This is a genomic window from Pseudomonas sp. HMSC065H01 (assembly GCF_001815235.1).
In the GTDB taxonomy this organism is placed as follows: domain Bacteria; phylum Pseudomonadota; class Gammaproteobacteria; order Pseudomonadales; family Pseudomonadaceae; genus Pseudomonas; species Pseudomonas aeruginosa.
This window is the reverse complement of record NZ_KV819920.1, coordinates 24,751-49,075: the sequence shown is the minus strand read 5'-3', so window position 1 is coordinate 49,075 and position 24,325 is coordinate 24,751. Positions and strand designations below refer to the sequence as shown.

22 protein-coding genes and 2 pseudogenes are annotated in these 24,325 nt (G+C 66.8%); 9 read left to right on the top strand and 15 right to left on the bottom strand.

Annotated elements, in window-relative coordinates:
- A pseudogene (glyA, locus tag HMPREF3014_RS34505) lies at positions 1–147 on the bottom strand (serine hydroxymethyltransferase); the annotation flags it as partial.
- Positions 148–362: 215 nt separating this feature from the next.
- Between glyA and HMPREF3014_RS25960 the strand changes: the two are divergent.
- From HMPREF3014_RS25960 to HMPREF3014_RS25950, 3 genes are all read left to right on the top strand, one after another.
- Positions 363–1,004: a hypothetical protein gene (locus HMPREF3014_RS25960; protein WP_003114452.1), complete on the top strand. Its 642-nt coding sequence runs from the start codon at positions 363–365 to the stop codon at positions 1,002–1,004.
- 80 nt (positions 1,005–1,084) lie between these two features.
- Positions 1,085–2,125, top strand: a complete 1,041-nt coding sequence (locus tag HMPREF3014_RS25955) for a threonine aldolase family protein (RefSeq protein WP_003105702.1) — start codon at positions 1,085–1,087, stop codon at positions 2,123–2,125.
- Between the two features lie 1,412 nt (positions 2,126–3,537).
- Positions 3,538–5,967 carry a hypothetical protein gene (locus HMPREF3014_RS25950; RefSeq protein ID WP_031633837.1) on the top strand — a complete coding sequence of 810 codons (2,430 nt, stop codon included), beginning with the start codon at positions 3,538–3,540 and terminating at the stop codon, positions 5,965–5,967.
- Here HMPREF3014_RS25950 and gbcB read toward each other — a convergent pair.
- Positions 5,961–7,061, bottom strand: a complete 1,101-nt coding sequence (gbcB, locus tag HMPREF3014_RS25945) for a glycine-betaine demethylase subunit GbcB (protein WP_003096769.1) — start codon at positions 7,059–7,061, stop codon at positions 5,961–5,963. The two genes, HMPREF3014_RS25950 and gbcB, sit on opposite strands and share 7 nt — an antisense overlap.
- A gap of 424 nt (positions 7,062–7,485) precedes the next feature.
- Between gbcB and gbcA the strand changes: the two genes are divergently transcribed.
- The 3 genes and pseudogenes from gbcA to HMPREF3014_RS25930 all read left to right on the top strand — a co-directional run bounded on the left by gbcA (position 7,486) and on the right by HMPREF3014_RS25930 (position 9,783).
- On the top strand, positions 7,486–8,775 hold the full coding sequence (gene gbcA, locus HMPREF3014_RS25940) for a glycine-betaine demethylase subunit GbcA (RefSeq protein WP_003096766.1): 1,290 nt from the start codon (positions 7,486–7,488) through the stop codon (positions 8,773–8,775).
- Positions 8,776–9,049: 274 nt separating this feature from the next.
- Positions 9,050–9,610: an HdeD family acid-resistance protein gene (locus HMPREF3014_RS25935; RefSeq protein ID WP_003096765.1), complete on the top strand. Its 561-nt coding sequence runs from the start codon at positions 9,050–9,052 to the stop codon at positions 9,608–9,610.
- 4 nt (positions 9,611–9,614) lie between these two features.
- Positions 9,615–9,783: pseudogene (locus tag HMPREF3014_RS25930) on the top strand (hypothetical protein).
- Here HMPREF3014_RS25930 and HMPREF3014_RS25925 read toward each other — a convergent pair.
- The 13 genes from HMPREF3014_RS25925 to HMPREF3014_RS25865 form a co-directional block, all read right to left on the bottom strand.
- Complete coding sequence (locus tag HMPREF3014_RS25925) at positions 9,780–10,070, bottom strand: cell division protein ZapA (RefSeq protein ID WP_023087927.1); 291 nt, start codon at positions 10,068–10,070, stop codon at positions 9,780–9,782. The pseudogene HMPREF3014_RS25930 and the gene HMPREF3014_RS25925 sit on opposite strands and share 4 nt — an antisense overlap.
- Positions 10,067–10,300, bottom strand: a complete 234-nt coding sequence (locus HMPREF3014_RS25920) for a hypothetical protein (protein WP_003105710.1) — start codon at positions 10,298–10,300, stop codon at positions 10,067–10,069. The genes HMPREF3014_RS25925 and HMPREF3014_RS25920 overlap by 4 nt, the downstream gene beginning before the upstream one ends.
- Before the next feature lie 95 nt (positions 10,301–10,395).
- Complete coding sequence (locus HMPREF3014_RS25915; protein WP_023087926.1) at positions 10,396–10,635, bottom strand: hypothetical protein; 240 nt, start codon at positions 10,633–10,635, stop codon at positions 10,396–10,398.
- 13 nt (positions 10,636–10,648) lie between these two features.
- Positions 10,649–11,053 carry a hypothetical protein gene (locus HMPREF3014_RS25910; protein ID WP_003114450.1) on the bottom strand — a complete coding sequence of 135 codons (405 nt, stop codon included), beginning with the start codon at positions 11,051–11,053 and terminating at the stop codon, positions 10,649–10,651.
- A gap of 31 nt (positions 11,054–11,084) precedes the next feature.
- The gene (locus HMPREF3014_RS25905; protein WP_023087925.1) at positions 11,085–11,291 is read right to left on the bottom strand and encodes a helix-turn-helix domain-containing protein; all 207 of its coding nucleotides are present in this window, start codon (positions 11,289–11,291) and stop codon (positions 11,085–11,087) included.
- A 7-nt stretch (positions 11,292–11,298) separates the two neighbouring features.
- On the bottom strand, positions 11,299–11,868 hold the full coding sequence (locus tag HMPREF3014_RS25900) for a hypothetical protein (RefSeq protein ID WP_003096751.1): 570 nt from the start codon (positions 11,866–11,868) through the stop codon (positions 11,299–11,301).
- A gap of 124 nt (positions 11,869–11,992) precedes the next feature.
- Complete coding sequence (locus HMPREF3014_RS25895) at positions 11,993–12,766, bottom strand: electron transfer flavoprotein subunit beta (protein WP_023087924.1); 774 nt, start codon at positions 12,764–12,766, stop codon at positions 11,993–11,995.
- Between the two features lie 35 nt (positions 12,767–12,801).
- Positions 12,802–14,034, bottom strand: a complete 1,233-nt coding sequence (locus tag HMPREF3014_RS25890; RefSeq protein WP_019372302.1) for an electron transfer flavoprotein subunit alpha — start codon at positions 14,032–14,034, stop codon at positions 12,802–12,804.
- Between the two features lie 118 nt (positions 14,035–14,152).
- The gene (gene dgcB, locus HMPREF3014_RS25885) at positions 14,153–16,114 is read right to left on the bottom strand and encodes a dimethylglycine demethylation protein DgcB (protein WP_023087923.1); all 1,962 of its coding nucleotides are present in this window, start codon (positions 16,112–16,114) and stop codon (positions 14,153–14,155) included.
- 103 nt (positions 16,115–16,217) lie between these two features.
- On the bottom strand, positions 16,218–18,278 hold the full coding sequence (dgcA, locus tag HMPREF3014_RS25880) for a dimethylglycine demethylation protein DgcA (protein ID WP_003107280.1): 2,061 nt from the start codon (positions 18,276–18,278) through the stop codon (positions 16,218–16,220).
- Between the two features lie 15 nt (positions 18,279–18,293).
- On the bottom strand, positions 18,294–18,824 hold the full coding sequence (locus tag HMPREF3014_RS25875) for a DUF5943 domain-containing protein (RefSeq protein WP_003107282.1): 531 nt from the start codon (positions 18,822–18,824) through the stop codon (positions 18,294–18,296).
- A 126-nt stretch (positions 18,825–18,950) separates the two neighbouring features.
- On the bottom strand, positions 18,951–19,928 hold the full coding sequence (locus tag HMPREF3014_RS25870) for a dipeptidase (RefSeq protein WP_003106042.1): 978 nt from the start codon (positions 19,926–19,928) through the stop codon (positions 18,951–18,953).
- Between the two features lie 221 nt (positions 19,929–20,149).
- The gene (locus tag HMPREF3014_RS25865) at positions 20,150–20,620 is read right to left on the bottom strand and encodes a nuclear transport factor 2 family protein (protein WP_003106041.1); all 471 of its coding nucleotides are present in this window, start codon (positions 20,618–20,620) and stop codon (positions 20,150–20,152) included.
- A gap of 154 nt (positions 20,621–20,774) precedes the next feature.
- Between HMPREF3014_RS25865 and cls the strand changes: the two genes are divergently transcribed.
- The 3 genes from cls to HMPREF3014_RS25850 all read left to right on the top strand — a co-directional run bounded on the left by cls (position 20,775) and on the right by HMPREF3014_RS25850 (position 24,315).
- Entirely contained in the window at positions 20,775–22,247 is a 1,473-nt protein-coding gene (gene cls / locus HMPREF3014_RS25860) for a cardiolipin synthase (protein ID WP_073647824.1), read from the top strand.
- Positions 22,248–22,540: 293 nt separating this feature from the next.
- Positions 22,541–23,893 (top strand): flavin-containing monooxygenase, encoded by a 1,353-nt coding sequence (locus tag HMPREF3014_RS25855; protein WP_003122387.1) that lies wholly within the window; start codon positions 22,541–22,543, stop codon positions 23,891–23,893.
- The gene (locus tag HMPREF3014_RS25850; RefSeq protein WP_003096732.1) at positions 23,893–24,315 is read left to right on the top strand and encodes a RidA family protein; all 423 of its coding nucleotides are present in this window, start codon (positions 23,893–23,895) and stop codon (positions 24,313–24,315) included. The genes HMPREF3014_RS25855 and HMPREF3014_RS25850 overlap by 1 nt, the downstream gene beginning before the upstream one ends.
- The last annotated feature ends 10 nt before the right edge of the window (positions 24,316–24,325 follow it).

The window sequence follows — 24,325 nt, the reverse complement described above, 5'->3', positions numbered from 1 at the left end:
GCTGCCCTGCGCCTGCATGACCCGCTTGCTGGTGTAGTTCTCCGAGGCGATCAGTTCGAGATGGTCTTCCTGGCGGGCCTCTTCGGCGTCCATCGCGGCGAGCAGTTCGTCGTCGTAGCCGCGGATCTGGTCATGCTTGCTGAACATCGCTGGGTCTCCCTGCGGCGCCGGAACCGCGCCGGAATGGCTGCAACGGGACACGCGGTCCCTTTGCCAGCGATGGTATGACCGGCCCTGCCGGCCCAGATGCCTATGCACGCCACGGGGAGGTGCGTTTGCGACATGGCGGTGGGAATCGGCAACCGATGCGGAACGCCCCGGGCTGGCGCTAAACTGCGTGCTCTTCGTCCTGCGAGAACACCATGAAACGCCCGCTGATCTTCCTTTCCGCCGTGCTGCTCGGCGCATCCCTGCAAGGGTGCGGGGGCGGCGATGAAAAGCAGGCCGCCGCGCCTGCGCTGCCGGCCGATTCCTGCACCGGCCATGAACTCGAAGTGGCCTTGCCGCCGGCCGGCAAGCCACTGTTCGGCTACGACTTCCTCTCCCGCCAGTGCGGCTACAACGACGCCACCGTGGTCTTCGGCGCTGCCGACGGCAGCAAGCGCCTGGAGATCGTCCTCACCGACACCGGCCTGCCGGCGCCGCCGACCGAGGGCGACGCGGTGGCCTATCGGGCGGCGCAGGACAAGCTGCGCGAGATGACCCAGACCAACCTGACCCTGCTCCACAAGACCCGCGAGACCGCCCTTAAGAACGGCACCGCCGAGCGCTTCGGCGGCGAGGACTACCTGCCGCTGATCGATACCACGCGGATGGGCGACCCGCTGGGAGTGATGGTCCCGGCCAAGGGCGAGGAGGGCGTCTCGACCCTCAGCGGAGTGATCAAGAACCGCTACGTACTGACCCTCAGCACCCGCGACACGCCCAATGGCGGCAGCGCCACGGCGATGCGCCAGGTGCTGGTGCCGTTCGTCGAGCAGATGAAGCTGACCAAGCTACCCTGACAGACTGTGCCGGCACGTACCCGTGCCGGCACGACCGCATGGAGCCCCACAAGGGCTCGGCAACCGTTCCAGAGGCCCACATGACCGATCACACCCAACAGTTCGCCAGCGACAACTATTCCGGCATCTGCCCCGAAGCCTGGGCGGCGATGGCCGAAGCCAACCGCGGCCACGAACGCGCCTATGGCGACGACCAGTGGACCGCGCGTGCTTCGGACTACTTCCGCCAGTTGTTCGAGACCGATTGCGAAGTGTTCTTCGCCTTCAACGGCACCGCCGCCAACTCCCTGGCCCTGGCCGCGCTGTGCCAGAGCTACCACAGCGTGATCTGCTCGGAGACCGCCCACGTCGAGACCGACGAGTGCGGCGCGCCGGAGTTCTTCTCCAACGGCTCCAAGCTGCTGCTGGCGCAGACCGAGGTCGGCAAGCTGACCCCGGCGTCGATCCGCGACATCGCTCTCAAGCGCCAGGATATCCACTATCCGAAGCCGCGCGTGGTGACTCTCACCCAGGCCACCGAGGTCGGCACGGTGTACCGCCCGGACGAGTTGAAGGCGATCAGCGCCACCTGCAAGGAACTCGGCCTGCACCTGCACATGGACGGCGCGCGCTTCTCCAACGCCTGCGCCTTCCTCGGCTGCTCGCCGGCGGAGCTGAGCTGGAAGGCCGGGGTCGACGTGCTCTGCTTCGGCGGCACCAAGAACGGCATGGCGGTGGGCGAGGCGATCCTGTTCTTCAACCGCGACCTGGCCGAGGACTTCGACTACCGCTGCAAGCAGGCCGGCCAACTGGCCTCGAAGATGCGCTTCCTCGCCGCGCCCTGGGTCGGCGTACTGCAGGACGATGCCTGGCTGCGCTACGCCGATCACGCCAACCGCTGCGCGCGCCTGCTGGCCGAGCTGGTGGCCGACGTTCCCGGCGTCAGCCTGATGTTCCCGGTAGAAGCCAACGGCGTGTTCCTACAGCTTTCCGAGCCGGCGATCGAAGCCTTGCGCGCGCGCGGCTGGCGCTTCTACACCTTCATCGGTGAAGGTGGCGCGCGTTTCATGTGTTCCTGGGATACCGATATCGAGCGGGTCCGCGAACTGGCGCGGGACATCCGCCTGGTGATGGGCGCCTGAGTCCGCTCTCGGTCGCCCCCATGGCGCGGGGCGGCCGCTCTTTCCCCAAATTCTGTGGATAACTCTGTGGGCTAACTGTTCGGGAGCTATGCAAAAGTGCTCCCTGGAACGTCCTTCCTGTCTCCGCCCGAGACGCCGAAAGCCTTTATCCACGCGGCTCCACTCCAGTGGCGGGATAACCTGTCCAATCCACAAACACTGTGGAACCGAATGTGAATAAGGTGTTCGCAGTCGCTTCCGGGCAGCGCCCCGCCGGGCTCTCCGGAGGCTGGTCGGTTTTTGAGCGAAAACAGCCGTTTGTGAACAGAGGATGACGGTTCGGGTGAAACGCGCTGACGAAACGGTGACGGGTATTGTCCCCTCCGGGCCCATGCAAGCCTGTGGATAGAAAAGACGGGGAGCGAAGTGGGCGCAAAAGTCGAAAACACCCTGCGCGGACGTAACGGCTTGAGGAAAAAGACAAAATTCTTCCGTTCCGAAGTCGCTGGGACAATGGAAGCAATCGCCGAGGGGAATTTCCCCCAATTCCTGTTGAGGTCGATGTGAAGAGCCTGTTTATAGAGTGCGGAGAGCCCGGTGGGGCGAGCCTTTCAGGGAATTGCTCAAGAATTGACCGGATGTTCTGTCAACAGGTGGCGGGCTTGCTTTAGGGAGCTTGTGTATAAATGCAGGGTTGCCCACAAAAGGCCTGGAAAGTCTTGTGGACAACCTGTATGGATAGCGCCAGAAGCCGCACAGGGCTAAGCCTGCGGTGGATTGATCAATAAACGATCGGTGCGCATGGGAAGAGCCGGACTGCCTGAGAAAGCAGAGATTTTTCTTCATGCTGTGAATATTTTTTTGTTTTTCCCCACGGGAAGTGTAAAGCCCTGTGGAAAAGTTGTTCGCTCACGCTTGGGGGGGCCGTACGGCGGGGTCTCTGGCGTATTGATCGTTAAATGAGCAGGAGAGTGCGGCCAGGCCGAGCGTGTGGCGAAGTGCGATTTACCCGGAAGGGAAGCCGGATGGGCTTGCGGAGCCCTCGCGCCACGGAGGAGGTATTGTCGGTATGTTGTGCCTGGACCCGCAGGACATAGGGGAGGCGATGGATTGCACAACTTGTGGATAAGTCTGTGATCAACCTAGCCTGGAAAGGGCTTCCCGGAGGCAGGGACGGGCTGAGTAGCCGGCCCTGAAATGCACTTGAATTTGTAGAATTTATCTTTTATTTCAAATGCTTGAGTGAACACATGGCGGACATCCAGGCGGCGAAGGAACACCTGTATGGAATTCCAGTCCGAATGTGGACAACCTTGGCGCCCTGGTGTTTTCCAGTATGAGAAGGTCAGCTTCGCCGTGGCTCTGGTGGTTGGCCGGAGCCTTGATTACCCTTGGCTTTTGCCAGGAAAGTGGGATGGATCATGGATGATCGGATGTCAGACAAGCCGCTCGGCCGCTTGTTGCTCGAAGGCCTCGGCGAGATCGCCTGGATCGCCGTGCTGGTGGCCCTTGGCGTCCTCCTTCCGTTGCCGCTGGTAGCGCTGGGTTGGGTGCTGCTGCTGGGCGCCGAGTGGGCCACGGATCGTTGGCGCGGCAAGGTGCCGTATCGCCTGCAACAGGCGCTGTTCTTCTGGGTTCTGGGTGGCGGCATCGCCCTGGGCCAGGCACTGCCGGGCTTCTGGCTGGGACTGGGCGGTGGCTTGCTGGCGGTGATCGGCGGCGTGCTGTTGCAGATCCGCTTCGAGCGCGGCCTGCGCCTGGAGCGCCAGGCTCCGCAAGCGCTGGACGTACCCCTGCCGGCCGGAGGTAGCGCATGGGGCGGCGAAGCGCCCGAGCGGACCCCCGAGGGCGAGGCGATCCGCCTGTTCGACGGCGGCGAGATCGCCATGGGCGGCCCGCTGGTATGCCACTACCTGATGCCCGACGGCTGTTTCATCCCCGACTGCAATCCTTCGGCACGCTTTTCCAGCGATGGCCGCCACTTCGTTTCGCCGATACCGAGCCGAGGCGCGTGGGGCCTGGCGATCTTCGACCGGCAGGAGCGGTTGCTCTACCGCTGTGCCGTGGACAACTTCTGGGAGCTGGACAGCGTCACCGAGCGCGAGGTGATCGGGCGGCACAGTCCGCTGACGTCCAACGCACCGCAGCGCCTCGAGCTGCAGGCGCTCAAGGCCGGCAGCGAGGCCGAGGCCTTCGTTGCCATCGGCGACCTCTGGCTGCCCGAAAGCGAATGGCAGCGCTGGAGCGGGGATCTGCGCGCGCAACCGCTACCGTCCCCGCTTGGCGGGCCCGCGCTGGAAATCCGCCCCTGGCTGCCGGCCAGCCTGCTGGCCCTGGACGATCCTTTCGCGCCGCTGCGCGCCAACCGCGGCGAGCTGTGGATAAACGACGAGGCCAGCGGCCTCTACCTGTCCCGTGAAGCGCCGCCATTGGCTTGGAACGATGACGGCCGGGCGCTGGCGCTGCAGGCAGCAGGCGAGCCGCTGGGGCAGGATACCTACTGGCTTTGGCGAGAGGACGGCGGCCTGCGTGCGCTGGGCGCGCCGTGGTCGGCGTTGCCCGCCGAGCCCCATGCCGGCGGGCCCGAACTGCTCGGGCTGGAGGATGGCTGGCTGCGTTTCGGCCTGGACCTGGCGCAACCCTGCCTGACCTACGAACGCTACGGCACGCTGGGTTCGTACAGCCATTCCAGCCTCTACCTTCTGCACGCTCGCGATGCGGACGACCGGCCGCGCTGGCGCGAGGCCGACATGCCGCGCCTGGACCTGTTGCTGCCCCTGGATGGCGCGGCCGGCAGGCCGGGATGCCTGTTGCAGAGCGCACCGCTGGCCGATGGCAGCCGGGCCGTCTGGGAGTGGTTGCGCGACGATCAGGAGGCGGAGCGCGGCGCCTATGCCTTGCGCCTGGGCGACTGGCGCCTGGATGGCGAGTGGACGCTCGACCACCGCGTGTCCGATTGCGGTCGCTACCTGGCCGTGGTGGCCTTCGCCGAGGCGCCGACCCTGCCGCAGCGCCTGGCCATACTCGATAGCCGGGAGCGGCGCCTGGAGTGGCTCGCCGAGCCGCTGGCCGATCTACACCTGCAAGGTTTCATCGATGGCCAGGTGCATTTGCTCCACCTGCTCGGCCGCAACGCCTACCAGCCGCCGGGCGGGCCGGGCGAAGGCGACCCCGGCCTGTTGCGCCGCTTCGACGAAGGCTTGCCCGAGCCCGGCGCCTGGCACGCATTCGGCCGCTTCCACGACGACTGGCGGCATTACTACGAGCAGGCGCGGGTGGCGTTCGATGGCACGGCCTGGCGGCTGTGCCCCACGTCGCGCTGGCTGGACGCAGCGCCGCGGCCCTGGAGCGACGGCGACTTCGTCTTGCCGTCGGTGGGCGCGGAGGACGCCGCCTGGGGCTTCGGTTTCCACTACGAGGGCATGCACCGCGACGAGGACGTGCGCGCCGGGTTCAGCCGCGACGGCTACCTGCTGACCGCGTCGGGCATCGGCTTGGGCAACCTGGCGGCGCCAATGATCTGGTCGGCGGACGGTCGCTACCTGGCGCTGACCCGGCACGTCCAGCGCTACGAGGAAAGCGACCTGGAACGGGACCAGTGGCGCCTGCTGCTGCTCGACGTGCAAGAGCGGACGTTGCGTCGCTACCGCGACGACCTCGGCGAGTACCCGTGCTTCGACAGCTTCGACGACGACCTGTGCTTCCGCTGCGCGGGGACGGGGCGCTACGTGCTGGCCCTGGACTCGCTGCTGAAGGCTCCCGCCGAGCCGCTGCAGGCCTGCGCCGGACGCTGGCTGCCGGCCGAGGAACTGCCGCGGCGGCGCTACTGGGAGCGCCTGGCGTTTCCCTCGCGCCCTCAGTAGTCGATGACCACGTCGCCCTTGGGCACGCTGCAGCAGGAGAGGATGTAGCCTTCGGCGACATCCTCGTCGGTGATCCCGCCGTTGTGCTCCATCTCCACCTCGCCGGCGGTCTTCATTACCTTGCAGGTGCCGCAGATGCCCATCCCGCAGGCCTTCGGAATGTGCAGGCCGAGCTTGGCGGCGGCGGCGTGCACGGTTTCCCCGGGGCTGACGCGGATGCTCTTGCCGGTGGCGGTGAATTCCACCTGGTGCTGGTCGGCGACCGGTACCTCCGGCGCCTCGGCGGCTTCCGCGGCCAGTTCCCTGACGTCGGCGCGGACCTCCGGCGGAGTCGGCCCGAAGGCTTCCTCGTGGTAGCGGCTCATGTCGTAGCCGTGGCCCTGCAGCAGGTGCTTCACCGCGCTCATATAGGGCGTCGGGCCGCAGCAGAAGATTTCCCGCTCGAGGAAGTCCGGGGCGATCAGTTCCAGCATGCGCAGGTTCAGGTAGCCACGGTAGCCGGCCCAGGCTTCGCCGAGGCCGTGGCGCTCGCAGATGATGTGCAGGCTGAAGTTGTCGATCCGCGAGGCCATGTGCTCCAGCTCGCGGTGGTAGATGATGTCCTTCGGCGAACGGGCGCTGTGGACGAAGACCATGTCGACGTTGGCGTTGGTGTCGAAGAACCAGCGCGCCATGGACATCACCGGGGTGATGCCGACCCCGCCGGAGAGGAACAGCACCTTGTCGGCCGGGAAGTCGATGGCGTTGAACAGGCCGACCGGACCGTGCACCGGTAGCTCCTGGCCTTCCTTGAGGTTGTCGTGCAGCCAGTTGGAAACCCGCCCGCCCGGCACCCGCTTGATGGTGATGGAGAAGCTGTAGGGCACCGAGGGCGAGCTGGAGATGGTGTAGGAGCGCATCACCGGCTCGCCGTCGATCTCCAGCTCCAGGGTGACGAACTGGCCCGGCTTGAAGAAGAACAGGATCGGCTGGTCGGCCATGAAGCAGAAGGTGCGCACGTCCCAGGTTTCCTGGATGACCTTGACGCAGCGCACGAGGTGCCGGCCGTTGGCCCAGGTCTGGGTGGTGACCGGATTGAGGAAGTTGCTCGACATGATGATCTCTCCGTGCGCACGGGGCCGAACGATGGCCTGATGGGGCGGATTGTGCGCATCGCCGTGGCCGCTCATTTACCTGCCAGCGACATTTACATGCTTATCGCGACCTGCCTGCTGGGGCGCGGCCCGGAGCGTCGGAAACGGATGCGGTCATGTCGCCCATGGATAAGGTCGGCGGCGGGCGCGGGCCCACACTCCAGACCAGCCGAGACGAGGGTTTGCATGAACCCCGGGAGGGTAGAGCCCGGACGTGTAGAGCGACTGACCTTCATTCCCGCCACGGCGGGGCCCGTCCATCGGCAGGGCGGGATTCCGGACGCCGCGCCGGGATGAGGAAGGCTGTGAACGCCACCTTGCGTAGCAACCGTATCAGCCACTTTTTCCGCCGCCACCCGCGCGGGGGCGGCATGAGGAGTTACCGATGGACGTCACTTCCACCCTGAGTCTCGGCGATCCCCTGGAACCGGCCCGCAAGGCCACCGCCGACATGCTGCGCAGCCGCGACCACAGCTTCTCGCTGCCGCAGCCCTTCTACTGCGACCAGCGCCTGTTCGAGATCGACATGCAGGAGATCTTCCACAAGGAATGGCTGATCGCCGGCATGACCTGCGAGATTCCCGCCAAGGGCAATTTCCTCACCCTGCAGATCGGTAAGAACCCGGTCCTGGTGATCCGTGGCGCCGAAGGCCAGGTGCATGCCTTCCACAATGTCTGCCGGCACCGCGGCTCGCGCCTGTGCGTGAGCGAGAAGGGCAAGGTGGCCAAGCTGGTCTGCCCCTACCACCAGTGGACCTACGAGCTGGATGGCCGCCTGCTGTTCGCCGGCACCGAGATGGGCGCCGACTTCGACATGAAGGAGTACGGCCTGAAGCCGATCCAGGTGAAGACCGCCGGCGGCTACATCTTCATCAGCCTGGCGGAGAACCCGCCGGCCATCGACGACTTCCTGGCGACGCTCGAGCACTACATGGAGCCGTACGACATGGAGAACGCCAAGGTGGCGGTGCAGACCACCATCCGCGAAGCCGCCAACTGGAAGCTGGTGATCGAGAACAACCGCGAGTGCTACCACTGCAACGGCTCCCACCCGGAACTGCTGAAGACCCTGCTGGAGTGGGACGACGTCACCGACCCGCGCGCCAGCCAGGCGTTCAAGGACCAGGTGGCGGCCTGCACCAGCGCCTGGGACGCCGAGAAGATCCCGTACGCCCATGCCAGCTTCGGCCTGCGCAATCGCATCGTGCGCATGCCGCTGCTGGACGGCACGGTGTCGATGACCATGGACGGCAAGCAGGGCAGCAAGAAGCTCATGGGCCGGATCAAGAACCCCGACCTCGGCTCGATGCGCATCCTGCACCTGCCGCACTCCTGGAACCACTGCATGGGCGACCACCTGATCGTCTTCACCGTGTGGCCGATCAGCGCCCAGGAAACCCTGGTCACCACCAAATGGCTGGTGCACAAGGACGCGGTGGAAGGCGTCGACTACGACGTGGCGCGCCTGCGCGAGGTATGGGACGCGACCAACGACCAGGATCGTCGGCTGGCCGAGGAGAACCAGCGCGGGATCAACTCCGACGCCTACCAGCCTGGTCCATACTCGAAGACCTACGAGTTCGGTGTGATCAATTTCCTCGACTGGTACAGCGAGCGCATGCTGAACAACCTCGGCGAGGAGTCCGCCCACGTGCGCAAGGTGGCCGGCAGCTGAGCCGGACGAGGCGCCCCCTGGCGGGGCGCCGCTGCGGAGGAAAGGTCATGGACAATCTGCTGTTCTACGTCAGTTCCGCTTTCGTCAGCCTGCTGCTGGCCGGGAACCTGTTCGCCTGCTGGCGCCGCCAGCGGCCGCCGGAGAAGTCCCGGCCCTGAGCCCGCGCGCACGCCTTGCCTCCCGCCTCCGCCCCCTGACAGCCTCCCGGCAAAAGGACTAAGGTGGGAGGACTCAACCTGAACGGGCCGCTCAAGGGCGGCCTCTGGAGGCAAGCGTGGAAAACAATCCCCTGTGGGCCGAACTGGGCAAGCACTGGAAACTGGTGGCCCTGCGCGGCGTGGCGGCGCTGGTGTTCGGCGTCCTGACCCTGCTCTCGCCGGCCCTGGCGCTGACCGTGCTGGTGCTGTTCTGGGGCGCCTACGCGCTGGTGGACGGAGCGTTCGCCCTGATCGCCGCGTTCAACATGCGCAGCGATGGGCAGTTCAACTGGCCGCTGGCGCTGGTCGGGGTGATCGGCGTGGCGGCCGGCCTGGTTGCGTTCTTCTGGCCGCAACTGACCGCCATCGGCCTGCTCCTGATCATCGCCGGCTGGGCACTGGCGATGGGCATCTTCCAGATCGTCGCGGCGATCCGCCTGCGCAAGTCGATCCAGAACGAATGGTGGATGATCCTCTCTGGTGCCATCTCGGTGCTGTTCGGCGTGCTGATGATCGCCAACCCCGGCGCCGGGGCGCTGGCGGTGGTCTGGGTGATCGGCGCCTACGCGGTGTTCTTCGGCGTGTTGCTGGTCATGCTCGCGCTGCGCTTGCGCAAGACTTCGACCCTGAAGGCCTGACGCGGTGGCGGCGAAGCCGGCGGAGGAAGTGCCTGTGGCGCCAGGACGACAACGGCAATGCCTTCGTCATGCGCCGCGACCTGACGCGCGACGAGGCCTGCGCGCTGGTCAAGGACTACCAGGCGCGCGGGCATCGGCAGCTGTATTGGGCGAGTCCGCAGGCGCGCGACTAGCCGGATGCCTCGGCGATCCGCTCGACCAGCGCTTCCAGGCGCTGCTCCACCGCTCGCAGGCGCGGCGACTCGCCGTCGTTCGCGCCGAGCTGGCGGGCGCAGAGATTGAGCGCGGAGAGCACCACCAGCTCGTTGCTGGTGACGTAGGGAAACTTGCGCTTGTTGGCGTCCACTTCCGCTTGCAGCAACGCGGCGGCGTCCGCTAGTGCCCTCTCCTCGCCGGCCGGCACGCGGATCGAATAGTCCCGGCCGAGGATCGACAGGACCTGGACGCCGTCGCGGCTCATGCGCTAACCGGTTGCTGCGCGCTGAGGCGCTCGACCAGGGCTTCCAGGCGGGCCTGGGTGCCGCTCTGCTTTTCTTCCTGCTCGAGCATGGAGAGTTGCAGGGTTTCGTTTTCCTCGGTGGCCTGGCGCAGCTGCTGCTGAAGCTGGTCGTGGCTGTCGCGCAGGGCCTGGTTCTGTTGCAGCAGCTCGGCTACCAGGGTTTCCAGGCGTTCCAGGGTGTTCTCCAGCATGATCTCGTCCCAGTCGTTCAAAGGGCGCGCAGGATAAAGAAAAGCGCCTGCCGAAGCCAGGTCCGTGGTCGGTTGCCAGGCTTCGGCACCCGGCTTCACCAGTGAAAGCTGCCGCCCAGCGAGTAGTGCCCGGGGTCGGCGACGAAGGGATCGCGATCGGTGGCCGGCGGGCAGTTGCGCCGTTTCAGGCAGTCTTCGGCGCGCTCGGCGTAGCTGCGTTCGTCGCCGCTGACGCGGACGTCCGGAAGGATGCCGGAGAAGGAGGGATAGCCCTGGGCGCAGCCGACCAGGAACAGGAACAGGAACGGCAGGAGAGGGAAGAGGCGTCGGCTCATGGGGATACTCCGATCATTGAGGTTGCTCGACGATGCGGCGGATGGTGCCGCCGCAGATGTCGGTGAAGCAGCGGTCGTAGTCGGAACTGCAGTTGAAGTTGCCGGAGCCGCCGAAGCCGTTGTAGCCGAACGAGGAGGAATAGCCTGGCGCCAGGCATTCCTTGCGCGCCTGCTTCTTGCTCTTGCCCTGGCTGCAATAGTGGTAGCTGCGCCGTTCCGCTTCGCGCAGGCGGTTTTCGTTCTGCCATTCCAGGCGCGCGAGGCTTTCGCACTGGCTCTGTTGCGTGCGGCACTGGGCGACGCAGGTGCGTCCCGCTTCGCTCGGCGGCATCACGTACTGGTAGCGGACGGAGGGGCCGCAGCCCGAGATCAGGGCGAGCGCGAGCGCAACGCCCGAGAGGTTCAGGTGTCTGTTCATGGTTTCTGGTTGGGAAAGGGTGGAGCGGGGATCAGTCGGCCGCGACGTATTCCAGGATGTCGCCCGGCTGGCAGTCCAGGAAGGCGCAGATCTTCTCCAGGGTGTCGAGGCGGATGCCCTTGACCTTGCCGTTCTTCAGCAGGGACAGGTTCTGTTCGGTGATACCGATGGCTTCCGCCAGCTCCTTGGAGCGGACCTTGTTCTTCGCCAGGATGACGTCTAGTCGGATGATGATCATGAGGTCGTCATATGAAGGCTCTTACTTCTTCGTCCAGTTTCCTGGCTTCGCTCATCATCAGGCCGAACGAGCAGAGAAAGATCGCCTTGAGAAACTCGTAGGCCGCTTCGGAAGTGAGTCCTATCGAAACGCTCAGGACACGCTCGCCGTCGGGCAGGTCGAGAGATAGTACAAGACCTTGCAGCGTATTGATAAATGGCTGGAGCAAGAGTGCCAGGAAGGACAGCAGGCCGATGTGCACCAGGGTCCTGGCGTTGCGCTGCGACCAGCGTTCGCCCTTGGCCAGACGGCGGAAGAACAGGCCGGTGAGCGCCAGGCCGAACGCGGAAAGCAGGGTCGGCAGGTAGTCCAGCAGCATCAGCAGCGCCCGGCTGCTCCAGGACAGGACGAAGCCGTCGCTGGCCAGGCGTGGCATTTCATCGCTCCAGGCCTGCAGGTAGCCCTGCTCGCTGAGGCCGGAGAACCAGAGGTGGGTGTTCGCTCCGAGTTCGATGCAGGCCATGCCCCAGGCCAGGATGGCGCAGAGCATGCCGAGCAGATAGAGCTTGTGGTTGCTGAGATGCGTGGACAGCGCCATGCCGGGTTCCCCTGTGTGTTTCGCGTCTGGATGGCGAAACTAGGGAATAAATTATTGTAATACAATAATTTATCGTCATCACGTCATAACTTGTGATCTGGCGCACAGTGCGTTCTGACCCGCTTCAGCGGATCACGCCTTCCTCGCGCAGGAGCTTGAAGATGGCTTCGGCGCCGGCTTCCGCCGAAAGATCCTTGAGTACCTGCCCGGTACCGCCGGAGGCCTTGGCGGTGGCGGCTTTCATTCGCTCGGCGCCGGTCTTCGCCTTGATTACCTTGAGCCGCTTCGGTCGCGGCCGGGCCGGTTGCAGGCTGTCTTCGGCGAGCAGCGGGTCGTCGACCACCTCCACCTCATGGGCCTCGATCTCGCCACGCCTAGCCGGGCCGAAGGCGCTCTGCCGGGCCACTGGCGCGGCATTGTCGACGCTGGCGACGAACGGCAGGCGTACCCGCAGTCGGCGTCGCTGGCCGCGAGGCAGAGCCTGGAGGACCTGAGCGCTGCCGTCTTCGACCTTCTCGACCTCGGCCAGGCCGACCACCAGTGGCCAGCCCAGGCGCTCGGCGAGGAGGAAGGGCAGCATCCCGGAGCCTTCCCCGGTTTCCGCCTGGCTGCCGGTGAGCACCAGTTGCGCGCGGGAGTCGCGCAGGTGCTCGGCCAGTGCGGGCAGGGCGTCGGCGCCGGTCGGCTGTTCCAGCACGGACAAGCGTTCCAGGCCCATGCCGAGATAGCCGCGCAGCGCCTCGGCGTGCGGGTCGCCGGCGTGCAGCACCTGTAGGCGTGGGCCGCTCAGGCGCAGGCCGAGTTCCACCGCGCGGGCGTCCTGTTCGGCACGGCGCGGGCGTCCGGAGGCGGGATGGGCGCCGATGGAGACCAGCGCGACGATGTTCAGCTCAGTCATGGTTCGATACCGATGAAAGGTACGTGGAAGCGGGTTCAGGCCGCATCGCGGGCGGCGCCGTTGCGGTGTGCCTCGGCCAGGCGGATCAGCGCGCGGAGGATTTCCGTCGAGTCGCCGATCACCGAGAGATCGGCGCGCTTGATCATGTCGCAGCCGGCGTCGCGGTTCACCGCCACCACCTTGTCGCAGGCGCCTATGCCCTGCAGGTGCTGGATCGCCCCGGAGATGCCCACCGCCAGGTAGACCCGCGCGGTGACCCAGGTACCGGTGGCGCCGACCTGGCGGTTGCGCGGCATGTGCCCGTCGTCCACCGCCACCCGCGAGGCGCCCTCGGTGGCGCCGAGGACGGCGGCGGCCTGGTGGAACAGCGTCCAGTCCTGCACGCCGTTGCCGCCGGAGAGAATGAATTCGGCCTCGGCCATGGGAATCCGCGCCGGGTCCACGGCCACCGGGCCGAGGTCCTCGATGCGTGGCAGGTTGCGCGCCACCTGCTCGGCCATGTGCAGTTCGCGAACCTCATGGCGGGTCTCGCTGACCGGCTCGGCGCATTCCGCCGCGGCCAGCAGCAGGCGCGGCAGGGCGCGCTGGATGTCCTCGCGGCCGGCGCCGGCGCGGCCGATGCAGCGGCCGTCCTCGACCTGCCAGACGCGACCGGCCGGCCGCTCGCCGAGCGCGGCGGCCAGGCGCCGGCCCAGTTCGCCGCCGCCGTTGCGACTGTCCGGGAACAGCCAGTGGCGCGGGGCGAGCTGGTTCTCCAGGTTGCGCAGGGCGAGTATTCGCTGCTCGGGCGCGTAGCCGTCGTACTCGCCGCCGGAGAGGTGCAGCAGGCGGTCGACGCCGGCGCTGTCGAAGGCGCTTTCCTTGTGTTCGCCGAACACTACGGCGAGCACCGCGCCGTCGTTGCCGGCGAGCTTGCGGGCCAGTCCGAGGAGGTCCTTGTCGTGGCTGGAGAGACGGCCGCCGACCATGTCCGGGACCACCGCGACGAGGAATGCCGGTTGCTCGACCACATGCAGCGGCAACTGCGCTTCCTGCGCTACGCTGGCGCGGCGCACGCCGCTGCCCTGCTGGCCGCCGGAGCGATCGATGCGGCGGATGCCGTTGGGGCCGAGGAAGCCGACGGCGTGTGGGTTCTTGCGGATCACGCCGTGGGGGCCCATCCAGCGCACCTCGCCGCCTTGGGCGGACTGCATGGCCGCATGCAGCGGATGCAGGCGGTTGCGGGCGATCCATTCGGCGCGTGGATCGCGACGGACGATATCGTTCATGCGGAATGCTTCCTGTGGCTGCGGCTACCCGATCCTGCGGCCCCCTCCCTGGAGGGAGAGGCCGCTATCCGTGCTGCCCCGGTCAGCAGCGGGTTCGATGTGAAGCTCGACACTCTCATCAATGCACCTCCGCCACGGCTTCACGCCGCAACGGCTTTTTTGCCGGCGCTTCCGCCTGTTCTATCAGCGCTTCCGCTACCAGCTCGGCGATGTCCTTGATCTCCGGCCGCGGCGCCACTACGCCTTCGAGCATCGCGGTGCACTGCGGGCAGCCGACGGCCACCAGCTCGGCGCCGGTCTCGCGGATGTCGGCCATGCGCATGTCGGGAATCCGTTGCTTGCCGGGGATGTCGGTGATCGGCGCGCCGCCACCGCCGCCGCAACAGCGCGAGCGGAAGCCGGAGCGTTGCATTTCCTTGACCTCGATGCCGAGTGCGCGCAGCACGTTGCGCGGCGCCTCGTACTCGCCGTTGTAGCGGCCCAGGTAGCAGGGGTCGTGGTAGGTGACGCTGCCGGCCTTGCTGCGGCCCGGTTGCAGCGTGCCGGCGCGCAGCAGTTCGTCGATGAAGGTGCTGTGGTGCAGTACCTGGTAGTCGCCGCCGAGGGCGCCGTATTCGTTCTTCAGCACATGGAAGCTGTGCGGGTCGCAGCTGACGATGCGGGTGAAGCGGTATTTCGCCAGGGTCGCGATATTGCGCCTGGCCAGGTTCTGGAAGGTCGCCTCGTCGCCCAGCCGGCGCGCCACGTCGCCGCTGTCGCGCTCCTCCAGGCCGAGCACGGCGAAGTCCACCGCGGCTGCCTTGAGGATCTTCACGAAGGCGCGCAGGGTGCGCTGGTTGCGCATGTCGAAGGCGCCATCGCCGACCCAGAACAGCACGTCGGCGCTCTTCTTCTCGCTCATCAGCGGCAGGTTCAGGTCGGCCGCCCAGTTCAACCGGCCGCCGGGGGCGAAGCCGCCGGGGTTGTCGGTGGCGATCAGGTTGTCCAGCACCTCGGCGCCCTTGTTCGGCGTGGCGCCTTTCTCCAGGGTCAGGTGGCGGCGCATGTCGACGATGGCGTCGACGTGCTCGATCATCATCGGGCACTCCTCGACGCAGGCCCGGCAGGTGGTGCAGGACCACAGGGTGTCGGCGTCGACCAGGGCCTTGCCATCCAGCGCGACGATCGGCTGGTGCGGGCCGCCGCCGTGCTCGCCCAGCGGTTTGCCTGGATAGGGGCTGCCGGCGAACTTCGCGTCGTTGCCTCCGGCCAGGCCGATGACCATGTCCTGGATCAGCTTCTTCGGGTTCAGCGGCTGGCCGGCGGCGAACGCCGGGCACATCGCCTCGCACTTGCCGCACTGCACGCAGGCGTCGAACCCGAGCAACTGGTTCCAGGTGAAGTCGCTGGGCTTTTCCACGCCCAGCGGCGCCTGCGCATCGGCCAGGTCGAGCGCCTTGAGGCCGGTGGAGCGGCCGCCGCCGAAGCGTTCGGCGCGGCGGTGCCAGGCCAGGTGCAGGGCACCGGCGAAGGCGTGCTTCATCGGCCCGCCCCAGGTCATGCCGAGGAACAGCTCGGACACGCCCCAGGCCACGCCAATGGCGAGGAGGCCGGCGAGGAACCAGCCGCCGAAGCCTTCCGGCAGGATCCCGGCCACCGGCAGGGTGGCGAGGAAGAAGCTCGCGGCGAACGCCAGCAGGCTCTTCGGCAGGCGCATCCAGGGGCCCTTCGACAGCCGCGACGGTGGGTCGAGGCGGCGGCGGGCGACGAACAGCGCGCCGACGAACATCAGCGCCGTGGCCGCCAGCAGGGCGAAGCCGAGGATCCGGCCGTGCAGCCCGAAACCGTGTACCAGGATCGCCAGCAGCGCCGCCAGGACGAAGCCGCCGGCGGTGGCGACGTGGGTCCTGGACATGTACCTGTCGCGCTCTACCACATGGTGCAGGTCCACCAGGTAGCGACGCGGCATCTGCATGAGGCCGCCGATCCAGTCGACCTTGGCGGGTCGGCCGCGGCGCCACATGAGGAAGCGCTTCGCGGCGCCGAGCACGGCAAGTGCCAGGGCGGCGAAGAGCAGGACGGGGAGGAGGGTGTCGAGCATTTCTGGTCTCCCTGCGGGACGTCAGGCGGCGCTGGATCGGCCTCCTCTCCCGCTTGCGGGAGAGGGGGGCCGGCCGTGCCGGTCGGATGCCACGAGGCGTGTCTTAGAAATCCTTGCACAAGCGCAGCGCGTCATAGATCGCCGCATGGGTGTTGCGCTGGGCCACGCAGTCGCCGATGCGGAACAGCAGGTAGCCTTCTCCGGACTGGCTGAGGCAGGGCTGCGGCTGGATCGCGAACAGCGCCTCGACGTCGATCTGGCCCTTGTTCCGCGAGCCCTGCTTGAGCGCGTAGTAGAGGCTCTCGTCGGGGCGCACGCCGTTTTCCACCACCACCTGGTCGACCACCCGCTCTTCCCGCGCGCCGGTGTATTCGTTCTCCAGCACCGCCACCAGCTTGTCGCCCTCGCGGTAGACCTTCTCCAGCATGAGGTCGCCGGTCATGATCACTTCCTTGGGATACATGCTGCGGTAGTAGGTGGGGAAGGTGGTGCCGCCGATGGCCACGCCCGGCTTGATGTCGTCGGTGACGATCTCCACCTGGGCGCCCTTGTCGGCGAGGAAGTCCGCCACCGACATGCCGCTGAACTCGCAGATGGTGTCGTAGACCAGCACGTTCTTGCCTGGCTCGACCGTGCCGTCGAGCACGTCCCAGCTGCTCACCACCAGGCCTTCGGCGGCGCCCCAGTGTTCGTTCTGCTCGAGGAACGGATGTCCGCCGTTGGCCAGCACCACCACGTCCGGGCGCAGGTCGAGGATGGTCTCGGGGTCGGCCGCGGTGCCCAGGCGCAGGTCGATGCCCAGGCGCGCCAGCTCCAGCTGGTACCAACGGGTGATGCCGGCGATCTGGTCGCGTTGCGGCGCCTTGGCGGCGGTGGTGATCTGGCCGCCGAGCTGCTCCTTCTTCTCGAACAGGGTCACGTCGTGGCCACGCTCGGCCGCCACGCGGGCCGCTTCCATCCCGGCCGGCCCGCCGCCGACCACCACCACCTTGCGCTTCGGTCCGGCGGACTTCTCGATGATGTGCGGCACGCCCATGTATTCGCGGGAGGTCGCGGCGTTCTGGATGCACAGCACGTCCAGGCCCTGGTACTGGCGGTCGATGCAGTAGTTGGCGCCGACGCACTGCTTGATCTGGTCGACCTGGCCCATCTTGATCTTGGCGATCAGGTGCGGGTCGGCGATGTGCGCGCGAGTCATGCCGACCATGTCCACGTAGCCGCCTTCGAGGATGCGCGTGGCCTGGTTCGGGTCCTTGATGTTCTGCGCGTGTAGCACCGGCACGTCGACCACTTCCTTGATGCCGGCCGCCAGGTGCAGGAACGGCTCCGGCGGGAAGGTCATGTTGGGGATGACGTTGGCCAGGGTATTGTGGGTGTCGCAGCCGGAGCCGACCACGCCGATGAAGTCAAGCATGCCGGTATCGCTGTAGTACTTGGCGATCTGCTTCATGTCCTCGTGGGACAGGCCGTCCGGGTGGAACTCGTCGCCGCAGATGCGCATGCCGACGCAGAAGTCCTCGCCGACCTCGGCGCGCACCGCCTTGAGCACCTCGAGGCCGAACTTCATGCGCCCCTCGAAGCTACCGCCCCATTCGTCGGTGCGCTTGTTGACCCGTGGGCTCCAGAACTGGTCGATCATGTGCTGGTGCACGGCGGACAGCTCGACGCCGTCCAGGCCGCCTTCCTTGGCGCGGCGGGCGGCCTGCGCGTAGTTGCCGATGACCCGCCAGATCTCCTCCACCTCGATGGTCTTGCAGGTGGCGCGGTGCACCGGCTCGCGGATACCCGACGGCGACATCAGGGTCGGCCAGTGGTAGCCGTCCCAGCGCGAACGGCGCCCCATGTGGGTAATCTGGATCATGATCTTGGCGCCGTGCTTGTGCATGGCGTCCGCCAGGTTCTGGAAGTGCGGGATGATCCGGTCGGTGGACAGGTTCACCGAACTCCACCACTGCTGCGGGCTGTCGATGGCGACCACCGAGGAGCCGCCACAGATGGCCAGGCCGATGCCGCCCTTGGCCTTTTCCTCGTAGTACTTCACGTAGCGCTCGGTGGTCATCCCGCCGTCGGTGGCGTAGACCTCGGCGTGGGCGGTGGAGAGCACGCGGTTGCGGATGGTCAGCTTGCCGATCTGGATCGGCTGGAACATTGCTTCGAAGGCCATGACCCTTTCCTCGGCTTACAGGGGTTTGACGACGAACAGGCCGTCTTCGTGACCGTCCTCGGCGCCGCTGTAGACCTGTTCGGCCACGGTGCGCAGGCTGCTGCCACGGGCGGCGAGGATCTGGTCCATGGCACCGGCGAACCAGCCGGTGAACATGTAATCGACCTTGCGATTGACCTTGCCGTAGACGTAGACGAAGGCGGAGTGCCGCAGGCGGACCTCGGCGGTGCCTTCCTCGAGGTTGATCCGCTCGATCTCGAACAGGCCCCAGCCGCGCTGGGACAGGCGCTTCATGTAGTGCTCGAACACCGCCACGCCCTCCAGGCCGTGACATTCGGCTTCCTTCTCGCACCAGTGCCAGGCGGACTTGTAGCCGGCCTTGTAGAGGATTTCGGCGTAGGCGTCGGCGCCCAGCACTTCCTCGATGCCCATGTGGTTGTTGACGAAGAAATGTCGCGGTACGTAGAGCATCGGCAGGGCGTCAGTGGTCCAGACGCCGGTCTCGCTGTCGACCTCGATGGGCAGTTGGGGGGCATGTTTGGCCATGGTGTAAGCTCCGATTCTTTTGACTCCCTCTCTCCCTTCAGGGAGAGAGGCGGGGAAAGGGAAGATGGGTGCGATGCAATGCCGCTCCCTTGAGGAAGAGGCGACGAGTCGGGAGTGGGCCGGGAGTTACTCGCCCCAGACGTCGCGCAGGACCCTTACCCAGTTCTCGCCCATCACCTTGCGCACCACGCGCTCGGGCATGCCGCGCTCGAGCAGGGTCTCGGTGAGGTTGGGGAATTCGCCGACGGTGCGGATGCCCAGCGGGTTGACGATCTTGCCGAAGTTGGTCAGGCGCCGGGCGTAGCCCTTGTCGTGGGTCAGCCACTCGAAGAAGTCGTGGCCGTGGCCCTGGGTGAAATCGGTGCCGATGCCGATGGCGTCCTCGCCGACGATGTTCATCACGTACTCGATGGCCTCGGCGTAGTCGTCGATGGTCGAGTCGATGCCTTTCTTGAGGAACGGCGCGAACATGGTCACACCGACGAAGCCGCCATGATCGGCGATGAACTTCAGCTCCTCGTCGGACTTGTTGCGCGGGTGTTCCTTGAGGCCGGACGGCAGGCAGTGGGAGTAGCAGACCGGCTTCTTCGATTCGAGGATGACCTCTTCGGAAGTCTTGCTGCCGACGTGGGAGAGGTCGCACATGATGCCGACCCGGTTCATCTCCGCGACGATCTCCCGACCGAAGCCGGAGAGCCCGCCGTCACGCTCGTAGCAGCCGGTGCCGACCAGGTTCTGGGTGTTGTAGCACATCTGCACGATGCCCACGCCGAGCTGCTTGAACACCTCGACGTAGCCGATCTGGTCCTCGAATGCGTGGGCATTCTGGAAACCGTAGAGGATGCCGGTCTTGCCCTGCTCCTTGGCCTTGCGGATGTCCGCGGTGCTGCGCACCGGGATCACCAGGTCGCTGTTGTCGCGGATCAGCTTGTTGCTGGCGACGATATTGTTCACCGTCGCCTGGAAGCCTTCCCATACCGATACGGTGCAATTGGCGGCGGTCAGGCCGCCCTTGCGCATGTCCTCGAACAGTTCGCGGTTCCACTTGGCGATGATCAGACCGTCGATGACGATGCTGTCGGCGTGCAATTCGGCTGGGCTCATCTGGCATACCCCTTTCAGGCTGGGCGCGCCGGGACTTGTGCCGACGCTTTGGGGGCAGCATATCGTCGGGGCCCGGCGCGACCCGGCCCGAAAACGACCAGGGTCGTGCCGAAAGCGTCAAGCGTGCGACCGCAACGACGGAGGGCAATGTCGCGGATGGAACAGGCGCTGGCCGCCCGGGGCCGGCAACGGGGAGTGCGCGCGCCCCTGCCGGCGCGGGTTCAGAGGCCGAGTTCGCCGAGCGACGGATGGTTGTCCGGCCGGCGCCCCAGCGGCCAGCGGAACAGCCGCTGGTCCTCGCGGATCGGCAGGTCGTTGATGCTGGCGTGACGTTCGTACATCAATCCCTGCTCGTCGAACGCCCAGTTCTCGTTGCCGTAGGAGCGGAACCAGTTGCCCGAGTCGTCGTGCCATTCATAGGCGAAGCGCACGGCGATGCGGTTGCCGGTAAACGCCCAGAGTTCCTTGATCAGCCGGTACTCCTGCTCGCGCTGCCACTTGCCGCTGAGGAATTCGACGATCCGCTCGCGGCCGCGGACGAAGGTCGAGCGATTGCGCCAGACGCTGTCGGGACTGTAGGCCAGCGAGACGCGCTGCGGGTCGCGGCTGTTCCAGCCGTCCTCGGCGGCGCGGACCTTCTGCGCGGCGGTTTCGGCGGTGAAGGGGGGAAGCGGGGGACGGACGTCGCTCATGGCGGGCTCCTCGGTCTGCGGTGGTTTTCGATGGGAACAGCGTAGGGCAGGGCGAGCGCGGCCGAATGACGTCGATCCCACGGATCCTGCCAATCCCGCCTCGCCCCCCTGGCTGTTTGCCAGGCTGGCCAGACCTACCCCGGAGAGGGCTATGATGGCCGCCACCGGAGTGGACAAGGATCGACCTCGCGCAATGACCTCCACCACCTACCTCGGCCTGCTGCTGGTCGGTATCCAGGTACTCGGCTTCGTCGCCGCCATCCATGCCGTGCTCACCGTGCGCACCGCCCAGGGCGCGATCGCCTGGGCCACCTCGTTGGTATTCATGCCGTACCTGACCCTGCTGCCGTACCTGGTGTTCGGTCGCAGCCGTTTCGACGCCTACATCGAGGCGCGGCGCCAGGCCAACCGCGAGATGCACCTGGCGGCCGCCGAGCTGGACTGGCGTCCCTGGGTCGAGGAGGCCCTGGCGGCCCGCCAGGTCAGCGGCTACAAGGGGCTCAAGGCGCTGGTGCGGATGACCCGCACGCCGACCCTGGCGAACAACCGGGTGCGCCTGCTGGTCAACGGCGAGGCCAGCTTCGAGGCGATGTTCAAGGCGATTTCCGCCGCCCGCCAGGTGATCCTGGTGCAGTTCTTCATCGTCCGCGACGACGCCCTCGGCCAGCGCCTCCAGCAACTGCTGCTGGAACGTGCGGCCAACGGCGTCGAGGTGTTCTTCCTCTATGACGCCATCGGCAGCCACGCGCTGCCGCACCGCTATGTCGAGCGGATGCGCCAGGGCGGCGTGCAGATGCATGGCTTCAGCACCGGCAGCGGCATGCTCAACCGCTTCCAGGTGAATTTCCGCAACCACCGCAAGGTCGTGGTGGTGGATGGCGAGTGCGGTTTCGTCGGCGGGCACAACGTCGGCGTCGAGTACCTCGGCGAGAAGCCGCCGCTGGCGCCCTGGCGCGACACCCACATGGAACTGCGCGGGCCGGCGGTGGCGTGCCTGCAGGAAAGCTTCGCCGAGGACTGGTACTGGGCGACCCACAGCCTGCCGCCGCTGATCCTGCCGCCGCAGTACGACAGCGAGGGCGCGCTCTGCCAGGTAGTCGCCAGCGGTCCGGCGGATGCCCAGGAAACCTGCTCGCTGTTCTTCGTCGAGATGATCAACGCCGCCCACGAGCGGGTCTGGATCACCTCGCCGTATTTCGTTCCCGACGAAGCGGTGATGGCCGCCCTGCGCCTGGCGGTGCTGCGCGGCGTCGACGTGCGCCTGCTGATACCCTCGCGCCCGGACCACCGCACGGTGTATGCCGCGTCCAGCCTCTACGCGCTGGAGGCGATCCGTGCCGGGGTCAAGGTGTTCCGCTACCAGCCCGGCTTCCTCCACCAGAAGGTGGTGCTGGTGGACCGCGACACCGCCGCCGTCGGCAGCGCCAACCTGGACAACCGTTCGTTCCGGCTGAATTTCGAGGTGATGGTGGTGACCGTCGACGAGGGCTTCGCCGGCGAGGTGGAGGCGATGCTCGAGGCGGACTTCGCCGAGTCGCTCGAATTCACTCCGGAAGACCGCCGCAGCGTGCGCCGCCTGCAGCAACTGGGGATGCGCGTGGCGCGGCTGGTCTCGCCGATCCTCTGAAAACCTTCGCGAACTCTGTACGTCGGCAAAACCGCGTTGGAAACGGCTTCGGAAAGCTCGGTTGCCGTTCGGGGACTCCGCTTCCCCGTCCGTTTTCGCCCGGTTTCTCCAGCTCGCCAGATCGTCGGCAGGTCCTGAGCGACGCCTCTGCCGCCCGCCGACCGCGCGGGCGTGCAGCTTTTCCCTAGCCAGCGACTACAAAAATCATAATTTCGCTATTCCCCGGCTCTGAACAGAATGCGGCCATCACGCAACCGCAGAACAAGAACGACCAGAGTCCGAGGAACCGAGCCATGACCGACCTGAATCGCACCGCCTTGCCCTCGCGCACGGACGGGACCGTGGAAAAGACCGACACCCTCGTCGTCGGCGCCGGCCAGGCCGGCGTGGCGATGAGCGAGCACCTGAGCCGGCTCGGCGTGCCGCACCTGGTCCTGGAGCGCAACCGCATCGCCGAGGCCTGGCGCAGCGGACGCTGGGATTCGCTGGTGGCCAACGGCCCGGCCTGGCACGACCGCTTCCCGGGAATGGAATTCGACATCGATCCCGACGGTTTCCCCGGCAAGGACCAGGTGGCGGCCTATTTCGAGGCCTACGCGAAGAAATTCGACGCGCCGATCCGTACCGGCGTCGAGGTGAGGAAGGTGGTGCGCAATGTCGGCCGCCCCGGCTTCACCGTGGACACCTCCGCAGGGACCATCGAGGCCAACCGCGTGGTCGCCGCCACTGGCCCGTTCCAGCGTCCGGTGATCCCGCCGATCGCGCCGCGCGACGAGCGTATCCGGCAGATCCACTCGGCCCACTACTACAACCCGCAGCAGCTGCCCGAAGGTGCGGTACTGGTGGTCGGCGCCGGTTCGTCGGGGGTACAGATCGCCGACGAGCTGCAACGTGCCGGGCGCCAGGTCTACCTCTCGGTGGGCGCTCATGACCGTCCGCCGCGTTCCTACCGCAACCGCGACTTCTGCTGGTGGCTGGGCGTGCTCGGCGAATGGGATGCGGAAGTCGCCAAGCCCGGGCGCGAGCATGTGACCATCGCCGTGAGCGGTGCCCGCGGCGGACATACCGTGGACTTCCGCGCCCTGGCGCATCAGGGCGTGACCCTGGTCGGACTGACCGAATCCTTCGTCGACGGCGTCGCGACCTTCCGGCCGGACCTGGCGGAGAACCTGGCGCGCGGCGACGAGAACTACCTGGCGTTGCTCGACGCCGCCGACGCCTATATCGCCCGCAACGGCCTTGACCTGCCGGAAGAGCCCGAGGCGCGCCGCCGGCTGCCGGACCCGCAGTGCGTGACCGATCCGATCCTCGAACTGGACCTGGCCGAGGCCGGGGTGGGCAGCATCATCTGGGCCACCGGCTATGCCGTCGACTTCGGCTGGCTGCAGGTCGATGCCTTCGACCGCGACGGCAAGCCGCGCCACCAGCGTGGCGTGTCCAGCGAACCCGGCGTGTATTTCATCGGCCTGCCCTGGCTGTCGCGGCGCGGCTCCTCGTTCATCTGGGGCGTCTGGCACGACGCGCGCCATGTCGCCGACCACATCGCCATCCAGCGCAAGTACCTCGCATACCGCGACGCCGCCCAGCGCCAGGAACAGGACCGCGCCTCGCAAGCTCCGCAAACCAGCCTCCAGGAAGTCAGCTGATGCCTACCCATACCCGCATTCGCATGTTCAACACCAAGGACACCTACCCCAACCAGTCCCTGGACAACGATCTCTGCCAGGCCGTGCGCGCCGGCAACACGGTGTACGTGCGCGGCCAGGTCGGCACCGACTTCGACGGCAACCTGGTCGGCCTCGGCGACCCGCGCGCCCAGGCCGAGCAGGCGATGAAGAACGTCAAGCAACTGCTTGAGGAAGCCGGCAGCGACCTCTCGCACATCGTCAAGACCACCACCTACCTGATCGATCCGCGCTACCGCGAGCCGGTCTATCGCGAAGTCGGCAAGTGGCTCAAAGGGGTGTTCCCGATCTCCACCGGACTGGTGGTCTCGGCCCTCGGCCAGCCGCAGTGGCTGATGGAGATCGACGTGATCGCGGTGATTCCCGACGACTGGCAGCAATGAGGAGGCGCGC

What these genes read in the sequence shown, in the direction of transcription:
- HMPREF3014_RS25960 (WP_003114452.1), top strand. Translation starts at nt 363, where the DNA reads ATGAAACGCCCGCTGATCTTCCTTTCCGCCGTGCTGCTCGGCGCATCC.
- HMPREF3014_RS25955 (WP_003105702.1), top strand. Translation starts at nt 1,085, where the DNA reads ATGACCGATCACACCCAACAGTTCGCCAGCGACAACTATTCCGGCATC.
- HMPREF3014_RS25950 (WP_031633837.1), top strand. Translation starts at nt 3,538, where the DNA reads ATGTCAGACAAGCCGCTCGGCCGCTTGTTGCTCGAAGGCCTCGGCGAG.
- gbcB (WP_003096769.1), bottom strand. Translation starts at nt 7,061, where the DNA reads ATGTCGAGCAACTTCCTCAATCCGGTCACCACCCAGACCTGGGCCAAC.
- gbcA (WP_003096766.1), top strand. Translation starts at nt 7,486, where the DNA reads ATGGACGTCACTTCCACCCTGAGTCTCGGCGATCCCCTGGAACCGGCC.
- HMPREF3014_RS25925 (WP_023087927.1), bottom strand. Translation starts at nt 10,070, where the DNA reads ATGAGCCGCGACGGCGTCCAGGTCCTGTCGATCCTCGGCCGGGACTAT.
- HMPREF3014_RS25920 (WP_003105710.1), bottom strand. Translation starts at nt 10,300, where the DNA reads ATGCTGGAGAACACCCTGGAACGCCTGGAAACCCTGGTAGCCGAGCTG.
- HMPREF3014_RS25915 (WP_023087926.1), bottom strand. Translation starts at nt 10,635, where the DNA reads ATGAGCCGACGCCTCTTCCCTCTCCTGCCGTTCCTGTTCCTGTTCCTG.
- HMPREF3014_RS25910 (WP_003114450.1), bottom strand. Translation starts at nt 11,053, where the DNA reads ATGAACAGACACCTGAACCTCTCGGGCGTTGCGCTCGCGCTCGCCCTG.
- HMPREF3014_RS25905 (WP_023087925.1), bottom strand. Translation starts at nt 11,291, where the DNA reads ATGATCATCATCCGACTAGACGTCATCCTGGCGAAGAACAAGGTCCGC.
- HMPREF3014_RS25900 (WP_003096751.1), bottom strand. Translation starts at nt 11,868, where the DNA reads ATGGCGCTGTCCACGCATCTCAGCAACCACAAGCTCTATCTGCTCGGC.
- HMPREF3014_RS25895 (WP_023087924.1), bottom strand. Translation starts at nt 12,766, where the DNA reads ATGACTGAGCTGAACATCGTCGCGCTGGTCTCCATCGGCGCCCATCCC.
- HMPREF3014_RS25890 (WP_019372302.1), bottom strand. Translation starts at nt 14,034, where the DNA reads ATGAACGATATCGTCCGTCGCGATCCACGCGCCGAATGGATCGCCCGC.
- dgcB (WP_023087923.1), bottom strand. Translation starts at nt 16,114, where the DNA reads ATGCTCGACACCCTCCTCCCCGTCCTGCTCTTCGCCGCCCTGGCACTT.
- dgcA (WP_003107280.1), bottom strand. Translation starts at nt 18,278, where the DNA reads ATGGCCTTCGAAGCAATGTTCCAGCCGATCCAGATCGGCAAGCTGACC.
- HMPREF3014_RS25875 (WP_003107282.1), bottom strand. Translation starts at nt 18,824, where the DNA reads ATGGCCAAACATGCCCCCCAACTGCCCATCGAGGTCGACAGCGAGACC.
- HMPREF3014_RS25870 (WP_003106042.1), bottom strand. Translation starts at nt 19,928, where the DNA reads ATGAGCCCAGCCGAATTGCACGCCGACAGCATCGTCATCGACGGTCTG.
- HMPREF3014_RS25865 (WP_003106041.1), bottom strand. Translation starts at nt 20,620, where the DNA reads ATGAGCGACGTCCGTCCCCCGCTTCCCCCCTTCACCGCCGAAACCGCC.
- cls (WP_073647824.1), top strand. Translation starts at nt 20,775, where the DNA reads ATGGCCGCCACCGGAGTGGACAAGGATCGACCTCGCGCAATGACCTCC.
- HMPREF3014_RS25855 (WP_003122387.1), top strand. Translation starts at nt 22,541, where the DNA reads ATGACCGACCTGAATCGCACCGCCTTGCCCTCGCGCACGGACGGGACC.
- HMPREF3014_RS25850 (WP_003096732.1), top strand. Translation starts at nt 23,893, where the DNA reads ATGCCTACCCATACCCGCATTCGCATGTTCAACACCAAGGACACCTAC.